Origin of the sequence: Streptomyces sp. NPDC047108 (assembly GCF_040643575.1) — a bacterium.
Classification (GTDB): domain Bacteria; phylum Actinomycetota; class Actinomycetes; order Streptomycetales; family Streptomycetaceae; genus Streptomyces.
In genome coordinates this window covers 225835-242210 of the sequence record NZ_JBEYUP010000009.1, presented here as the reverse complement: position 1 = coordinate 242210, position 16376 = coordinate 225835, and the positions used below count along the sequence as shown (strand labels likewise).

The 16376-nt window shown below is 71.3% G+C and carries 14 protein-coding genes and 3 pseudogenes; 6 read left to right on the top strand and 11 right to left on the bottom strand.

The genetic code is table 11. The annotated features are described in order from the left end of the window. Window positions 1–55 precede the first annotated feature (55 nt). The 3 genes and pseudogenes from ABZ822_RS20460 to ABZ822_RS20450 all read right to left on the bottom strand — a co-directional run bounded on the left by ABZ822_RS20460 (window position 56) and on the right by ABZ822_RS20450 (window position 3086). The gene (locus tag ABZ822_RS20460) at window positions 56–1597 is read right to left on the bottom strand and encodes an aldehyde dehydrogenase family protein (RefSeq protein ID WP_360855712.1); all 1542 of its coding nucleotides are present in this window, start codon (window positions 1595–1597) and stop codon (window positions 56–58) included. Between the two features lie 135 nt (window positions 1598–1732). Next, window positions 1733–2273: pseudogene (locus ABZ822_RS20455) on the bottom strand (succinate--CoA ligase subunit alpha); the annotation flags it as partial. A gap of 135 nt (window positions 2274–2408) precedes the next feature. Further along, window positions 2409–3086 carry a GntR family transcriptional regulator gene (locus ABZ822_RS20450; protein WP_360855710.1) on the bottom strand — a complete coding sequence of 226 codons (678 nt, stop codon included), beginning with the start codon at window positions 3084–3086 and terminating at the stop codon, window positions 2409–2411. 309 nt (window positions 3087–3395) lie between these two features. Between ABZ822_RS20450 and ABZ822_RS20445 the strand changes: the two genes are divergently transcribed. After that, window positions 3396–4028: a GNAT family N-acetyltransferase gene (locus tag ABZ822_RS20445; RefSeq protein WP_360855707.1), complete on the top strand. Its 633-nt coding sequence runs from the start codon at window positions 3396–3398 to the stop codon at window positions 4026–4028. Window positions 4029–4103: 75 nt separating this feature from the next. On the opposite strand, the gene ABZ822_RS20440 is transcribed toward ABZ822_RS20445, so the two are convergent. After that, window positions 4104–5003: a glutamate ABC transporter substrate-binding protein gene (locus ABZ822_RS20440; protein WP_360855704.1), complete on the bottom strand. Its 900-nt coding sequence runs from the start codon at window positions 5001–5003 to the stop codon at window positions 4104–4106. A gap of 620 nt (window positions 5004–5623) precedes the next feature. Here ABZ822_RS20440 and ABZ822_RS20435 point away from each other — a divergent pair. The 3 genes and pseudogenes from ABZ822_RS20435 to fdhD all read left to right on the top strand — a co-directional run bounded on the left by ABZ822_RS20435 (window position 5624) and on the right by fdhD (window position 6899). Then, window positions 5624–5914, top strand: a complete 291-nt coding sequence (locus tag ABZ822_RS20435; RefSeq protein WP_360855700.1) for a ketopantoate reductase C-terminal domain-containing protein — start codon at window positions 5624–5626, stop codon at window positions 5912–5914. Beyond that, window positions 5872–6015: pseudogene (locus ABZ822_RS20430) on the top strand (Fe-S-binding domain-containing protein); the annotation flags it as partial. The gene ABZ822_RS20435 and the pseudogene ABZ822_RS20430, both read left to right, overlap by 43 nt. Before the next feature lie 8 nt (window positions 6016–6023). Next, the gene (gene fdhD, locus ABZ822_RS20425; RefSeq protein WP_360855697.1) at window positions 6024–6899 is read left to right on the top strand and encodes a formate dehydrogenase accessory sulfurtransferase FdhD; all 876 of its coding nucleotides are present in this window, start codon (window positions 6024–6026) and stop codon (window positions 6897–6899) included. 122 nt (window positions 6900–7021) lie between these two features. Here fdhD and ABZ822_RS20420 read toward each other — a convergent pair whose 3' ends face one another. From ABZ822_RS20420 to ABZ822_RS20390, 7 genes and pseudogenes are all read right to left on the bottom strand, one after another. Next, the gene (locus ABZ822_RS20420; protein ID WP_360855694.1) at window positions 7022–7486 is read right to left on the bottom strand and encodes a hypothetical protein; all 465 of its coding nucleotides are present in this window, start codon (window positions 7484–7486) and stop codon (window positions 7022–7024) included. A gap of 15 nt (window positions 7487–7501) precedes the next feature. After that, window positions 7502–7732, bottom strand: coding sequence for a hypothetical protein (locus tag ABZ822_RS20415; RefSeq protein WP_360855691.1), 231 nt, complete (start codon window positions 7730–7732; stop codon window positions 7502–7504). Continuing rightward, window positions 7725–7967, bottom strand: a complete 243-nt coding sequence (locus tag ABZ822_RS20410; protein ID WP_360855688.1) for a hypothetical protein — start codon at window positions 7965–7967, stop codon at window positions 7725–7727. The genes ABZ822_RS20415 and ABZ822_RS20410 overlap by 8 nt, the downstream gene beginning before the upstream one ends. 17 nt (window positions 7968–7984) lie before the next feature. Beyond that, window positions 7985–8449, bottom strand: a complete 465-nt coding sequence (locus tag ABZ822_RS20405; RefSeq protein ID WP_360855685.1) for a hypothetical protein — start codon at window positions 8447–8449, stop codon at window positions 7985–7987. Between the two features lie 23 nt (window positions 8450–8472). Continuing rightward, a complete protein-coding gene (locus tag ABZ822_RS20400) occupies window positions 8473–9513 on the bottom strand; it encodes an RHS repeat-associated core domain-containing protein (protein WP_360855682.1) in 1041 nt (346 codons plus the stop codon). A 37-nt stretch (window positions 9514–9550) separates the two neighbouring features. Further along, window positions 9551–9820: pseudogene (locus ABZ822_RS20395) on the bottom strand (WXG100 family type VII secretion target); the annotation flags it as partial. 301 nt (window positions 9821–10121) lie between these two features. After that, window positions 10122–11345: a cytochrome P450 gene (locus tag ABZ822_RS20390; RefSeq protein WP_360855679.1), complete on the bottom strand. Its 1224-nt coding sequence runs from the start codon at window positions 11343–11345 to the stop codon at window positions 10122–10124. A gap of 640 nt (window positions 11346–11985) precedes the next feature. Here ABZ822_RS20390 and ABZ822_RS20385 point away from each other — a divergent pair. Next, on the top strand, window positions 11986–13914 hold the full coding sequence (locus ABZ822_RS20385; RefSeq protein WP_360855677.1) for a sialidase family protein: 1929 nt from the start codon (window positions 11986–11988) through the stop codon (window positions 13912–13914). A 551-nt stretch (window positions 13915–14465) separates the two neighbouring features. After that, window positions 14466–16277 (top strand): AMP-dependent synthetase/ligase, encoded by a 1812-nt coding sequence (locus ABZ822_RS20380; protein ID WP_360855751.1) that lies wholly within the window; start codon window positions 14466–14468, stop codon window positions 16275–16277. Window positions 16278–16376: the final 99 nt, after the last annotated feature.

Here is a 16376-nt window from a genome sequence, read left to right as displayed (position 1 = left end):
GGCCTGGCCGTCACGTGACGGCCAGGCCCCGCGACTCACCGAAGCGCCGCCGTCCCTACGGCATCAGGTGGTAGTCGGGGAAGTTCCCCGGCGGGCGCTCGCCCTCCGGTCCCTGGGTCACGGCCCGGACGAGCAGTTCACCGCCGACGAACGCCCCGCGCCAGGACGCACCGAACCCGCCGAACAGCTCGTCCTTGTCGCCGCGCGAACGGGGCTTGCCCAAGCCGACCTTGAACGCCCGCACCTCGGAGGCGATCCGCTCGGCGGTCGTCTCGTTGTCGCAGGAGAGGGTGGCGACCAGCGCGCCGTTGCTGGCGTTCATCGCGGCCAGCAGCTCGGCCTCGGTGTCGACGAGCACGATGGTGTCGACGGGGCCGAACGGCTCGGCGTGGTGCAGCGGCGAACTGGACGGCGGGTTCAGCAGCGTGACGGGCGGGACGTAGGCCGAGGTGTCCTGGCCGGGCAGGAACAGGCCCTCGTCGAGGCTGCCGCGGTGGAGCGGTACGGCGCCCCGGTCGATCGCCTCCGCGACCTGGTCGTTGAGCTCCTTGGCCTTTGCCGCGTTGATGAGCGGGCCGAAGTCCAGCTCGGGCAGCGGGTCGCCGGGCGAGGCCACCGCGAGCGGGTGGCCGAGCCGCACGCGCCGCACGGCCGGGAGGTAGGCGGCCAGGAACTCGTCGAAGAGGGACCGCTGGACGATGAAGCGGGGGTAGGCGGTGCAGCGCTGCTTGCCGTAGTCGAAGAGCTTGGGGATGACGGCCGAGAGCTTGTCCCAGTCGCTGTACTCCCAGATGCCCCAGCAGTTCAGCCCCTCCTGCTCCAGGATGTGGCGCTTGCCGAGGTCGGCGACGTCGGAGGCGACGCGGCCGCCGGTGTCCCGGCCGCCGACGAAGGACACGCAGCCGATCTCCGGCGAGCGCACCAGGGCCTCGGACAGCTCTCCGCCACTGCCGCTGACCAGGGTGACGGGGACGCCCTCGCGGTGCATCAGCGCGCAGGCGAGGGTGAGGCAGGCGAGTCCGCCGTCGGTGGGGGTCTTGGCGATGACCGCGTCCCCGGCGAGAGCCTGGACGAGCATGGCGTGCACGAGCACGCTCATCGGGTAGTTCCAGCTCGCGATGTTGCTGACCGGGCCCTCCAGCGGGGCGCGGTCGCCGAGCATGTCCTCGATGCCGTCGACGTACCAGCGCACGCCGTCGATCGCCCGGTCCACGTCCGCCTGGGCGAGCCGCCAGGGCTTGCCGATCTCCCAGACGAGCAGCAGGGCCAGCAGCTCGCGGTGCTCGGTGAGCGCGTCGAGGGCGGCGGCGATACGGGCCTTGCGGTCGGCCAGCGGTACCTGCCGCCAGCCGCGGTGCTGGTCCAGTGCCGCGCGTACGGCCTCCCGGGCGGTTCCGGAGTCGAGCCGCGGCGGTCCCGCGATGGGGCTGCCGTCGACGGGGGTCGAGGCCGGCAGCGGGTGACCGTCGACCTGCCAGTTCCCGGCCCAGAGGTTGAGGACGCGGTCCTCGCGGAAGGCCTCGGGGGCGAGTGCGACGCAGCGTTGCCATGCGTCGGACCAGGCGGTTCCGGGCTTGAGGGTGAGGGTGGATGCCATCAGGTGTCTCCGCTCTCGTTGCACGGACGGGCGGGTCCTTGCGGCGGATGGGCGGCGCGCACCGCGCTACCTACCCGCCAGTAATTGTCTACCGGACGGTAGTGACCGGTCGGGGATCCGTGAACGGAGTCCACCTCAACTATGAGTGAGGTCACTCAGCGCCGCGATCCGGTCACGGACGAGCGCGGCCGCCTCCGACGGGTCCCGCCCACCGGGATCCGGCCGCCTCCAAGGCGTCCTTCTTCGCCTGCGCGGTACCGGAGGAACCCAGGACGATGGCTCCCAGGACGACGGCTCCCGCATGTCCCATGGGCCTCCCCTCGGGCGCGGTGAACCCGGCGATGCAGCCGACGACCGGCCTGGTGACGTGCTCGTCGGCGTGCGCGGCGGCACGTTCCTCCGCGTCCCCGCCGATCTCGCCGATCTCGCCGATGAGCACGACGAGTTCGGTGTCGGGGTCGGCCTCGAACGCGGCGAGACCGTCGATGCGGGTGGCGCCGATGACCGGGCCGCCGCCGATGCCGACGCAGAAGGAGAAGCCGATCTCCCACAGCCCGTCCATGAGTTGGCAGGTGAGCCTCCCGGACTTGGAGGCGAGGCCGATCCGCCCGGGGTCAGGCGCGATATCGGCCGGGACGAGGCCGGCGTCTGACCGGGCGGGGCTGATCAGGCCCGGGATGGCCACACCGGTCCGGGCCCGCCTCGCGGGCTCAGGACCCGGCCGCTTGCGCGGCGCGGGGCGAAGCCCGACCGCGTACGCGCCACGGCCCTTCGGGCCCGCCCGGCTCTGCGGGCCCGAACACAGCTGCCGTCAGCCGGAGTTGCGCGCGTGGTACGAGGTGCGCGTGTGCTCGGTGTGCTCGCGCATGATCCGTGTGGCCCGCTGCTCGTCCCGGTCCGCGATGGCGGCGATCAGGTCGCGGTGCTCGATCCAGGACTGCTTGCCGCGCTGCCGCGCGACCGGCGTGAAGTACCAGCGGACGCGGCGGCCGACCCGCGCGGCCAGCTCCGCCAGCACCGCGTTCGCCGCCAGCTCCATCACCGCGGCGTGGAAGGCCGCGGTGGTGTCGACGACGACGTCGATCTGATCCCGCTCCACCGCCTCCTCGCCCTGCGCGCACAGCTTCTCCAGCCGGGCGATGCCCTTGGAGGTGGCGTTCGCGGCCGCCAGGCGGGCGGCCTCCGCCTCCAGCAGGGTCCGGACGGTGAGGAGCTGGTCGGCCTCCTCCTCCGTGGGCTCGTGGACGAACGCGCCCTGCGCGGGCCGCAGATCGACCCACCCCTCGGTGTTCAGCCGCTGCAGCGCCTCGCGCACGGGCTGCCGCGAGACACCGAGGTGACCGGCCAGCTCGCTCTCCACGAGATGCTGGCCGGGCTGGAGCGAGCGGGTGGTGATCAGCTCCAGCAGCGCCTCGTAGACCCGCTCGCGGAGCGGACCGGGACGTTCGAGCCTGGGCACAGCTCCGTGCGGAAGTCCTGCGGACGGCATCGAGGTCCCCCTTGGGACTCGGCGGGGCCGAATTGGTTAATGTCTACAGTCTACCGAGTGAGGGCGGCCCGCACTCCGCCGCGCAGCCCATGTGTGCCGCACATGCCTCTCGCGCGGCTCTCTCGCGGACCTCTCCCGGGCGCCTCCCCGGTGCACCCGCCCCGTGCGCCCTCTCCCGTACGTGCGCCCGCCGCGGCGCCTCCGCGCCGCCCCCTGGCCGCCCCCTGGCCGCCGATCCCGGCATACCCCGCGCAAGTGCCCAACTGATATACCGGGCACGGGTATTCGACCATGGAGGGGGTTTTGCTCGTGAACCAGTCTGCCGGCGTCACGCCGCGGATCCGGCGCGCACAGGAGGAGGAACGGGATGCGGTCGGCCGTCTGCTGAGCGACGCGTTCATGGAGGACCCGGTCAGCCGGTGGGTCTTCCCGGACCCGGCCCACCGCCACACCGTCCAGCCCCGCTTCTTCGGCGTCTTCCTGGACGCCGCCCTGGAGCACGGCTGGGTCGACGTCACCGACGAGCTGACGGCGGCGGCGCTGTGGCTGCCCACGCCTGCCGGGTCCGGCGGGGAGGAGGACGGGGAGGACGAGATGGCCGCACGGTTCGAGGCGGCCGACCCGGGCAACGAGCGCACCGGCATCGTGGGACAGCTGACCTCGGAGGCCCACCCGGACGACCGGGCGCACCACTACCTCCCGCTGATCGCCGTGACGCCGTCCCGGCACGGCCAGGGCCTCGGCGGCGCGCTGCTGGCCCGGACGCTGGACCGCTGCGACCGCGAGGGCACGCCCGCGTATCTGGAGGCCAGCAACGCACGGAGCAAGGTGCTCTACGAACGCCTCGGCTTCACCGTCACCGACCGGACGGTCCAGCTTCCCGACGGCCCGCCGATGTGGCCGATGTGGTACGAGCCGGGCGCGCGCGAGGCCCGGCTCTGAACGCTCCCCGCAGCGCCTGCCCGGGACGCGGGGGACGCGGGGGACGCCGGAACCTCAGGTGCCGGCGCCTGAGCCTCAGGAGTCCTTCGCGCCCGGGCAGGGGTCGGTGTCCGGGTAGGGCACCGCGCCGGTGGTCTTCCACAGCGTCTTCGACAGCGCGTCGACCCAGGTGCCGTCCCTGTAGGAACGATTCAGCGCCTTGTTGAGGAACTCGCACATCTCGTCGTCGCCCTTGCGGTAGCCCACGCCGTACCGCTCGGTACTGAAGGGGTCGCCGACGACCTTCAGTTCATCGGGCTTCTCGGCCGCGTAGCCGAGCAGGAGCGCGCCGTCGGTGGTGACCGCGTCGACCGCCCCGTCGAGGAGCTGGTCCACGCAGGCGGTGTAGGTCTTGTCCGGGACGGGCTCGGCGCCGTACTCGTCCTCGACGCGCTGGATCGACGTCGTACCGGCGACCGAGCAGACCCGCTTGCCGTCCACGTCGCTCGGGCCCTTGATGTCGGAGTCGTCCTTGCGCACCAGGAGTTGCTGCCCGGTCTCGTAGTACGGCCCGGCCATGCCGACGGTCCTGCGGCGCTCCGGTGTGATCGAGTACGTGGCCAGGATCAGGTCGACGGTCCCGTTCTGCAGGTACTTCTCACGGTTCTCCGGGACCGCCTCGACCCAGCGGATCTTCCCGGGCGCTATGCCCATCTTCCCCGCGATGATCTTCGCCATCTCGATGTCGAAGCCCTCCGGCGCCTTGTCGCCGGGCTCCTTCATGCCCACACCGGGCTGGTCGATCTTGACCCCGATCGTCAGCCGGTCCTTCTCGTGCAGCTTCTCCATGGAGGAGCCGGGCTCGAACGTGGGGTTGGGGACGACCCAGACGTCGTCCTTGGCCTCCGGCTCCGAGTCCGCACAGCCGGTCGCGGCGAGGGCTACGGCGAGGCAGGCGGCGACGCCCGCAATGGTTCTCTGCCTGCGGAAGGCCATGTGCGCTCCAGATGTGGTGACGTCGGGCTCACGGACGGCCGAGGCGCGCGCGGCCACACCCTCGAACCCCGCCCCCAATCGCCGAGGCGTGCACTGTACGACACACGCCGGGACCGAGGGTACGCAATCGGCCTGCGGAGCACGTCACATATCTTGACCCCCCTTACAGGATATTGTAGACAATATTCTGTCCACCTCATGCTGTTCGAGCCCCCTCTCGGTCCCCTCAACCGATCGGAGCCCGGTCGTCGGTCCGCGCGGGGACTTCACCGCGCGGACCGCCGCCACCAACGACCCGTCCGAAGTCGGGCCGGTGGACTGCGTGTTCCCCGGGCTCAAGGCCAACTCCTGCCCGTCCTGCGGCCGCTGGCGCACCCGCTGCTCCACGACCGCACCGCCGAGATCGCCGCTCGCCGCGCAGAACGGCATCCCCTGGTGGTACTTCCACGGCCTGCCCGGCCCGCTGCGGGACCACCACATCGAGAGCGTCGACCCCGGCGGCTCGGTCAACGCGACGCTGCCGCCCCGCCGGGCCGTGTCGTCCACGCGGCCACCGAATTCGCCGCCGCCGTGTCGTACGGCATCTGCAAGGCGCCCGGTTCTCCATCGGGGAACCGGACATGACCGTCTCCCCGGGTTGTCTCGAATTCAGCGACGCCATGCGGGCCGGCGGCCTGAAGTGCCCCGTGGAGCCGGACCTGCGGAACGACATCTGGATCAAGCTGCTGGACAACATCTCGTTCAACCCCGTCAGCGCCCTCGCGCGCGCCACCATGGCCCAGATCTGCCGGCACCGCGAGACCCGGGCCCTGGTCGAGGCGATGATGCGCGAGACCCTGGCCGTCGCCGCAGCCGTCGGCTGCCGTCCGGACACTCTCCGACCCTCCACGTGCAGGACAATGAGATCGTGAAGGTCACCTCGCCGCACGACGACCCGGTGACCCACGGCAATCTCTGCATCAAGGGCCGCTTCGGCTACCAGCACGTACGCGGCGCCGACCGAAACGGGTGAGGATCATCATGGGACGGGTCACCGAGCGACGCCGCGTTCTGCGCATCCGCGACGCGTCCGTCACCACGCGCCCCGACACGCTCGTCGCCGAGGAGCCGCTGGAGATCCGGCTGAACGGCAAGCCGCTGGCGATCACCATGCGCACGCCGGGTGACGACTTCCCGCTGGCCGCCGGATTCCTCGTGAGCGAGGGCGTCATCGGCAGCGCGGAGGAGCTGGCGAACATCGTGTACTGCGCGGGCGCCACCTCCGTGGGGGCACCCCCAGCGGTGGCTGAGGGCGGGGCCAACACGTACAACGTGGTCGACGTCCAGCTCGCCCCCGGGGTGCCCGTCCCCGACATCACCCTGGAGCGGAACGTCTACACGACGTCGTCGTGCGGGCTGTGCGGCAAGGCCAGCCTGGATGCCGTTCGGACCTCGGCCCGCTGGCCGATCGCCGACGCTCCACCGGTCCGCGTCGAGCCCGCTCTGCTGTCCGCCCTCCCCGACCGGCTGCGGGCGGCTCAGCGGGTCTTCGACCGGACCGGGGGCCTGCACGCGGCGGGGCTGTTCTCGGCGGAGGGCGACCTGCTGGACCTGCGGGAGGACGTCGGCCGCCACAACGCCGTGGACAAGCTCGTCGGCCGGGCGTTGCAGTCCGGGTCGCTGCCGCTGTCCCGGTCGATCCTGCTCGTGTCGGGGCGGGCGTCGTTCGAACTGGCGCAGAAGGCGGTGATGGCGGGCATCCCGGTGCTCGCAGCCGTCTCGGCGCCGTCGTCGCTGGCCGTGGACCTCGCGGCCGAGACCGGGCTGACGCTGGTGGGTTTCCTGCGCGGCAGCTCCATGAACGTGTACGCGGGTGAGGAGCGCGTCACCCTGCGGACCGCGGCCGCCGGGCACTGAGGCGTGATCGTCTGCTGCACGGGGCGCGGCGGGCCGATCGGCGGGGAGCGCCCCCTGCGCCGACCGGCCCCCACCGCCCGCTCGTTGCGTCCCACTTGGCCGCCACGGCCGGCCGCCTTCCGTCAGCGCCGTCGACGCAGGGCCTTCCCTGCGTCCTCAGCCACGTACGCGGCGGTCAGCCGCCAAGTCTTCAGCTTGTCCCCCACCCTTGAAGCGACCTTTCGCCACTTGAACCACGGGGGCAGATCCCGGAACGGCACGAACGTCAGTGTGTCGTCGATGGCGTTCTCGGCGAGGCCACGATGACCCTCCGCACGCAACGCGGCGTACAGCTCCGGCGTCAACTCACCGTTCAGCCGCGCCGCAGTGCCAGCCGCGGTGAACGCGTACCCTCGCTGATCGCGGTCCGGCACCTGCATCGCCCTGACGATCCGCGGCGACACCTCGGCCGGCGTGCAGTTGAAGGCCAGCCCGATCACCGCCGTACCGATCTTGGGCTCACCCCGCTCGAAAGCGGCATCCCACTCGGCGGGGTCGTCGATCCGCAGAAGCCCCTCGCCGCTCTCCCAGTCCCATTCGGCGGCCACAGTTGCCCCCTTGCGTCAGCGCCGTCGGCGCAGGGCCTTCCAGGCGTCCTCGACCGCGTACTTGGCGGTCAGCCGCCAGGCCTCTACCTTGTCCACCACGGTTGTCCGCACCATCTGCCACTTGAACCACGGCGGCAGCTTCCGGAACGGCACGAAGGTCAAGGTGTCCCTGATGGCGTGTTCAGCGAAGCGGCCGCGGCCCTCGGCGCGCAGCGCGGCGTACAGCTCCGGGGTCAGTTCACCCATTGAGCCGGGCCGCAGCACCTGCCGCGGCGAAGGCGAACCCACGTTGATTGGGGTCCGGCAGCTGCATCGCCCTGACAATCCGGGGTGACGCTTCGTCCAGTGAGCAGTTGAAGGCCAACCCGATCACCGCCGTACCGATCTTGGGCTCACCCCGCTCGAAAGCGGCATCCCACTCGGCGGGGTCGTCGATCCGCAGAAGCCCCTCGCCGCTCTCCCAGTCCCATTCGGCGGCCATGTCCGACTCTCCCCGTGTCAGCGACGCCGGCGCAGCGCCTTCCAGGCGTCTTCGACCGTTTCCCCCGACCGCAGCCACCAGCTCTCCAACTTGTTGCGCACCCTCGTCACGACCTTCCGCCGCTTGAGCCATGACGGCAGCCGCCGGAACGGTACAAAGGCCAGCGTGTCATCGATGGCGTACTCGGCGAGGCCCTTGTGCCCCTCCACACGCAGCGCCTCATACAGCTCCGGCGTCAGCTCGCCGTTGACCCGCGCTGCGGTGCCGACGGCCGTGAACGCGTACGCTCGCTGCTCGGCGTCCGGCAACTGCATCGCCTTGGCGATCCGCGGTGAGGCCTCGGCCAGAGGGCAATTGAAGGCCAGGCCGATTGCTGCAGTACCAAGACTGCGTTCTTTGCGTTCGTAGGCCGTGTCCCACTCTGCGGGGTCGTCGATCCCCAGCAGGCCTTCGCCGCTCTCCCAGTCCCACCCGGATGCCATGGCCGACCTTTCTTCTCCGCCTGTCACCCATCGCACTTGGGCGGGAGCACTTTCTGCTTCTTGATGTTGTTGATCATGCCTGCACGTTTCAGCTTGTTGAGATCGCCCTCTGTGATGCCGTCCCCCGGGTAAGAGGACCGGACGTGGCCGTGGTAGATCTCCTTGACGATATTGCCATCCTTGTCGGTGATCGCCCGATGTCGGTCCAGGACAACGATCTCGTTGTTGACGTGATCCACTCCGAAACGCCGGAATTTATTCGGGTTATTCGGGTCGCCCAAGGGGATGGAACGGTCCAGCGCGGCTTGGCCATTAGCGGGAGCGCGGCTCACCTCACCCTTGGCCGACGAGCTACTGCCTGAACCGTGCTTGGTGTACTCCGAGTCGTCGTAGACGCGGACCGGCTCGTCGCCCTCAAGGCCGAGTGGGTCGGTCCAGCGCAAGGGGTTGTCGACGTACGCGTGGTGGTTCGGGGAGGGGGCCAGGCCGAGCGGGTCGGGCGAGAGGTAGCTCGCGGTGTCCGGGTCGTAGTAGCGGGACAGGTTGTAGTGCAGGCCGGTTTCCTGGTCGCGGTACTGCCCCGGGAAGGCCAACGGGCACAGGCCGCCGTCGTCACCGGCCAGGGGCCTTCCCCACAGGCTGGTGACGGATCGCCAGGCGATCGCGCCGTCCTGTCCGACGAGTTCGCTGGGGGTGCCGACCAGGTCGGAGACGATCGCGTAGAACTGCCTGCTGACCTCATCCGGGTCGGCGGTGCGCCACCGGCTGCGCATCTGAACCGCCGCGCGGTGGGTGCCCGGCTCCCAGTCCCAGGTGTCGGTCTCCACCACGTCCCCGCGGAGCGTCTGCTGCTCCGCGAGATCGGTGCCGTCCCAGCTGAAGAGGGTCTCGTCGGCGACCGAACCGTCCTCGTCCACACGGAACTTGGCAGTGCGCCGACCGAGTGCGTCGTAGCGGTACCGCCATACACCGCTGCTGGGCGTCGCCGCCTCGGTGAGCCGGTCCTCGGCATCCCAGGTGTACGTCCAGATCCGGCGGAGCCCGGACAACGTCCGCCGGATCACACAGGCCCTTGTCCAAGTCCGGCCAGTAAGCCGCGAGGGCATCGCCGGCCAAGTCGTAGGACTTCTTCAGCTTCCGCAGATTCTTCGGAACATCCTCGAACTCGGATGTGAATGCATCAGCGGACTTCCCCGCCCACTTCAGCAGCGCATCATCCCCGGCCATGCCCTTGATCTGACGCAGAGCATCCCCGACATCATCGGCGAAATCATGAAGACGCCGCGCCAGAGACTTCACCCGCTCCGGATCACCCGGAACCGGATCCTCCTCCAGATCCAGGACATGCCAATCCGTCGGCCGATTCCCCACCCGAGCAACCCCCGTTGCGCACCCACATCCAACAGCCCCATGCACACACGAACTTACAAGACCTGGCCATGAGGCGGAAAGATCGACCGGGGAAGCCCGCAGGTCCCTTTGTGCTGCTCATGGGGCACGACGTCGGCAGACGATCACCACATCGGAGACGGCTCCCCGTCCCGTCCCGGCGTGAGGGCCGATCGCGGGTGCCCGAACTGTTGACGCGGCCATGGGCACCGTCCGGCGTTTCCTCCTGGGACCCCGCCCCTGCACCACAGCGCCCGGCGTTCGCGCGACCCGGCGACGCCCCTCAGCGCAGCAGCACCGGCAGGGTCCGTATGCCGTTCGAGACGATCGAGGGCAGCCGTTCCAGCGTTCCCGGGTCCACCGCGAGCCGGATACCGGGGAAGCGCGCGAAGAGGCGGGAGAGCGCCGACTCGGCCTCCATCCGGGCCAGTCCCGCGCCCAGACAGAAGTGGGCCCCGAACCCGAACGACAGGTGGCGGGTGACGCCGCGGGCGATGTCGAAGCCCTCCGCGTCGGGGCCGTACTTGCGGGGGTCGCGGCCCGCGGCGGCGTACGACGCCAGGACCGGCTCGCCCCTGCGGACGAGCGTGCCCTCCACGTCCACGTCCTCCGTCGCGTAGCGCATCGGGAACTGCCCGACGGGGCTGTCCCAGCGCAGGGTCTCCTCGACGACCGCGCTCCACGGCATCCGTCCCGAGGTCACCAGCGCGAGCTGGGCAGGGTGGGTGAGGAGCGCGGCGGCGGCGTTGCAGATGAGGTTGAGCGTGGTGGCGTGCCCGGCGAGGAACATCAGCAGCAGGGTGCCGACGAGTTCTTCCTCGCTGAGCCGGTCGTCCTCCTCGCGGGCCGCGATCAGCGCCGATGTGAGGTCGTCGCCGGGGGCCTGCCGCTTGCTCTCGATGACTCCGGCGAGCGCGCCGTGGAGGGCGCGGACGTTCGCGACGGCCTCGTCGGGGGCGGTCTCGCTGCTGACGAGGATCTCGCACAGCCGGTGGAGCTCGTCCCTGCGGTCCTCGGGTACGCCCAGCAGCTCGGAGATGACGTTCATGGGGAGCGGGTACGCGTAGCGGGCCCGCAGGTCGACCGGGCGGCCGTCCGCGGCTGCCGCGGCCAGGGCGTCGAGCAGGTCCTCGGTGAGCTGCTCGACCCGCGGGCGCAGCGCGGCCACCCGGCGCGGGGTGAAGGCCTGCGTCACCAGGGCGCGCAGCCTCCGGTGCTCCTCGCCGTCGGCCGTGGTCATGCCTTTGTTGACGATGAAGGTCATCAGGGGCCAGTCGGCCGGCACGTCGCCGGCGGCGAGCGCGGCCCAGTGGGCGGGGGACTTGGCGAACCGCGGGTCGGACAGGACGGCCTGGAGGGCGTCGTGACGGACCATCGCCCACGCGGGGACGCGTCCGGGCAGTTCCACCGCGGCGGCGGCTCCGGCCTCGCGAAGCCGTGCGTTGTCGGCGTGCTGGTCGTGGCCGAGGGGGCAGGCGGGTGCGGAGCTGCGGTTCGCGGTGGACATGGGGTCCCTTCGTGGGTCGGAGCGGTTCGGGGAGCGACCGGCTTTTGGAGCGGTTCCGGGAAGCGGCCGGCTTCCGGAGCGGTTGCGGGGCGTGCGGGGCTACTGAGGGCGTGTGGTGCTGGGCCGTGCGGTGGTGCTGAGCGCCTTCGGGGGTGCCGAGGGCGCTTCCCTCCGGATCGAGCGCGGCGTTCCGTCAACTGAGCCAGTATGACGGCGAGTTGGTCGATTCCGGTCAGAGAGAACCGGCCCCGGCCCGTCACCTCGCCCTCCGCGCCGCACCGTGCGCGACCGCACCGGCCCGGGCGACGCTCCCCGCCCGTTCGGCCGGTTGGTGGCCTCCGGTTCAGGCCGTGGGGCGATTCCGCGGGAGGAACGGCGTACACGCGACCCGGCGGTGACAGGCATGGAGGGCGCGGCACGCCCCCGCCGTACGCATCCGCTGCGCGCGCGACACACCAACTCCCCCCGCAGGAGGGCGAGATGGCCCATGAGCCCGGCGGACGCGGACCCGTCCGGAGGCGGGACGGATCCGCCGCCGGCCGAGTGGTTCGGAGGCTTGTGGGAAGCATTCCCTGCACCTACCTTCGACGTCCGGACATCCCACGTCCCATGTCCGGACGTTCGGCTGAAGGGATGTGTCATGCCGTCAGTTCTCCCTGTCCGTGCACACACCAGCCCCCCTCGGCGCCGCCTCGCGGCCCTGCTCCTCGTCCCGGTGCTCCTCGCCCCCGTCCTCACCGCACGCGCCGCCGCCGCCGCGGAGCGGTCCCCGGCCGCCGCCCGTACCGGCATCGAGCAGCAGGTGCTCTTCACGGCCGACCAGGATCCCGGCTACGCCTGCTTCCGCATCCCCGCCGTCGTGAAGTCCCGGGCCGGCACGCTCCTGGCCTTCGCCGAGGGACGGGTGGACAACTGCGGCGACGCCGGGGACATCGACCTCGTCCTCAAACGCTCCACCGACGGCGGCCGCACCTGGGGGCCGCTCCAGGTGATCGACGAAGGCCGCGGTGACACCCACGGCAACCCCGCCCCGGTCGTGGACCGCAGGACCGGCCGGATCGTGCTGGCCACCACGTACAACAAGGGCCGTGACGACTCGCTGCCCTGCGACGTGCCGTGCGACCGGACACCGCATCTGCAATACAGCGACGACGACGGCGCGACCTGGTCGCCGCCGCGGGACCTCACCGACGCCATCCGCCGCCCCGACTGGAACTCCTGGTACGCCACCGGGCCCGTACACGGCATCCAGCTCGCCCGCGGGCGGCACGCCGGACGGCTGGTCCTCGGCGTCAACACCGAGAGCCACGACGGCACCCGGGTCACCGCCAACCACGCGGCCCTGGTGCACAGCGACGACGGCGGCCGGACCTGGCGCATCGGCGCGGTGGACACCCGGCCGACAGCGCCCGACGGGCTGTTCCGCCAGAAGCCGTCCGAGATGACCCTGGTGGAGCGGACCGACGGCTCGGTCCACGTCAACGGGCGCGAGCAGGACGGCACCGACCTCGGCCACCGCACGTACGCCGTCAGCCGGGACGGCGGGGACAGCTTCGCGGCTCCCTTCCGCGCCCTCCCCGGCCTCTACTCCCCCATGGTGCAGGCCTCCGTGCTGCGTATGCCCGGCGACCACGCGGGGCGCGGGCGGCTGCTGTTCTCGGCCCCGGCCGACCCCGACCGGCGCCGCACGATGACGGTCCGCTCCTCCTGGGACGACGGCCGCACCTGGGAAGGCGTGGACCGCGGCGCGGTCGTGACCACCGACTGGTCCGGCTACTCCGACATGGTCGCCCTCTCCGACCGCGAGGTGGGCCTGATGTACGAGGGCGGGGCCGTCGACGCGCGCGACGAGATCCGTTTCGCCCGGTTCACCGAGGACTGGCTCGGGCCGCGGCGCGCGCCGGACCCGACGACACCGGACCGGGCACCGTACGCCCAGGGCGCGGCGGTCATCGGCGGGGCGCCGCTGACGGACGGCCGCTTCGGACGGGCCCTGTCGTTCGACGGCCGGGACGACGCCGTCCGGCTGCCGTTCCGTGACGCCCTGCCGCTGGGCGACCGGGACTTCACCGCGAGCCTGTGGTTCCGCTACAGCGCGGCCTCCGGCGACCAGCCGTTCCTGTGGATGGGCGGGGTCGGGACCCGGAGCCCGCAGGTGTGGGTGCGCGGGGAGCCCGACCGCGGCCGGGTCACGGCCCTCATCACCGCGGTGAACGGGGCCGCGCCCGCCGCCACCGCCTCCGTACGGACCACCCGGCCGTACAACGACGGCCAGTGGCACCACCTGGCGCTGCGCCGCTCGGGCGGTCAGCTCCGGCTGGCGGTGGACGGAGCGGAGACGGCCGTGCCCGATGTGCCGGGCACGGTGAGCCGGGGCTCGACCTTCGGTGTGCACCTGGGCCAGAAGGCCGACAGCCGGGGCTGGTTGACCGGAGCGCTGGACGAGGTCCGGGTCTACGGCCGGGCCCTGTCCGACGAGGAGCTGGCGCGCGTACGCGAGTCCAACGGCCCGGTCGCGGGCGCCGCGGTCCTGTGGCTCCCGCTCGACCACCGGACGGGCGGCTCCTGACCCGCCTCCTGTCCCGTTCACTCCGGGGCCTCGGTCCTGCCCTGCACCGGGCAGGACCGAGGCCGTCCCGCCGGTCCCGCACCACCGCGTGCTGAGGCGCGCAGAGCCACCTGCGCAATCCGTTCCACGAAGGGCTCCGGACGGCGAACGGACGGCGCCCGCAGAAAAGGCCGGGCGCCCGAGGCAACCTCCGCGGGACCTTGACCGTCTTGAAATGTGGCGCCTTTCGGCGAACTCCTCAGCACCCCGAGCGGGACAAGAGCGGACGAAAGCGGAATCCGAAGTCCCTTGCCCGGAACGGCCGGAAAGAGCCGTTAGCTGTAATGCGCAGGTGACTACTGAGCGCGGATTCAGTGGAGATTTCCGGCCACGGACCTTACTCGTGAGTCAGGCGGAGCGCCCAATCTCCCTGCATGGACCGCAGATCACCTCCTGACCAGCCGTTTTGTACCGAATCCCGGGTGTGAAACAGGTCTCCCTTCCAGGGGATTCATCAGGTACGGTCACCGCGCTGTGCGGAGCACGCTGAGGAGCAGGTATTGCGCGAGTTCATGTCCCCTCCCGTGGTGACGGCCGACCGGACCGGAGGTCTGGCCGATGCCGTCTTCGATCGTGCCGCTGAGGACCCCGACCGGGTGACTCTCGGCCGTAAGGTCGACGACGTCTGGCAGGACGTGACGGCGGGCGAGTTCCGCGACGAGGTTCTCGCCATCGCCAAGGGCCTGCTCGCCCAGGGCGTCCGGTTCGGCGACCGCGTGGCCATCATGTGCCGCACGCGCTACGAGTGGACGCTCTTCGACTTCGCGCTGTGGACGGTCGGCGCCCAGTCCGTCCCGGTCTATCCGACTTCGTCCGCCGAGCAGGCCTTCTGGATGCTGCACGACGCGGGGGTCTCCTCCGTGCTGGTGGAGCAGGAGGACCACGCGATGACGATCGGCTCGGTGATCGACCGGCTGCCCCAGCTCCGCAGGCTGTGGCAGCTCGACGCCGACGCCGTGGACGAACTGAAGGCCGCCGGGGCCCACATCGACGACGAGACGGTCCACCGCCACCGGCTCGCCGTGACCCCGGACTCCACCGCCACGATCATCTACACCTCCGGCACGACCGGCCGCCCCAAGGGCTGCGTGATCACGCACGCGAACTTCATGTACGAGTGCGACACCCTCGTCGAGCGCTGGGAGCCGGTGTTCCACTCCAAGCCGGGCGACGAGGCGTCCACGCTCCTCTTCCTGCCGCTGGCCCACGTCTTCGGCCGCATGGTGCAGGTGACGGCGATACGCGGCGGGGTGAAGCTGGGCCACCAGCCGAACCTCAGCGCCACCGAGCTGCTGCCGGATCTCGCCGCCTTCAAGCCGACCTTCATCCTGGCCGTGCCGTACGTCTTCGAGAAGGTCTTCAACGCCGCGCGGCGCAAGGCCGAGGCCGAGGGCAAGGCCGGGCCGTTCGACAAGGCCGTCGACGTCGCGGTGCGGTACGCGGAGGCCCAGGAGAACCGGGACTTCGGCACCGGGCACGGCCCCAGCGCCGGGCTGCGGGTGCAGCACGGCCTCTTCGAGAAGCTCGTGTACAGCAAGGTGCGCGAGGCGATGGGCGGCCGGATCCGCACGGCGATGTCGGGCGGCTCCGCCATGGACCGCCGGCTCGGGCTGTTCTTCGCGGGCGCGGGCGTGACCGTCTACGAGGGCTACGGGCTCACCGAGTCGACCGCCGCCGCCACCGCCAACCCGCCCCGCCGGACCCGGTACGGCACCGTGGGCCAGCCCATCCCCGGCACCACCGTGCACATCGCGGACGACGGCGAGGTGTGGATCCACGGCGGGCAGGTCTTCGACGGGTATCTCAACGACCCGAAGGCGACCGAGGCCGTCCTGCGGGACGGCTGGCTGGCGACCGGCGACCTCGGCGCCCTCGACGAGGACGGCTACCTGACCATCACCGGGCGCAAGAAGGAGATCCTGGTGACCTCGGGCGGCAAGAGCGTCTCGCCCATCCCGCTGGAGGAGCGTGTCCGGGCCCATCCGCTGGTGGGCCAGTGCATCGTCGTCGGCAACGACCGCCCGTACATCGCCGCGCTCGTGACGCTCGACCCGGACTCCGTGGAGCACTGGCTGATGATGCGGGGCAAGCCCAAGCTGAAGCCCGCGGAGCTGGTACGGGACCCGGACCTGGAGACGGAGATCCGGCGCGCGGTCGTCGCGGCGAACACCCTCGTCTCCCAGGCCGAGTCGATCCGCACCTTCCGGATCCTGGCGGGGCAGTTCTCCGAGGAGCACGGGCTGCTGACGCCCTCGCTGAAGCTGAAGCGCCGGGCGATCGAGAAGGCGTACGAGTCCGAGGTCGAGGCGCTCTACCACGCCTGAGATCGCGGTTTCACGCCTGAGGACGCCGCGCACGACGCATGCCGCCGGGGGTGACGCCCCAGGCCGCCGTACGACGCCTTGAGGCCGGGGGCGACGCCT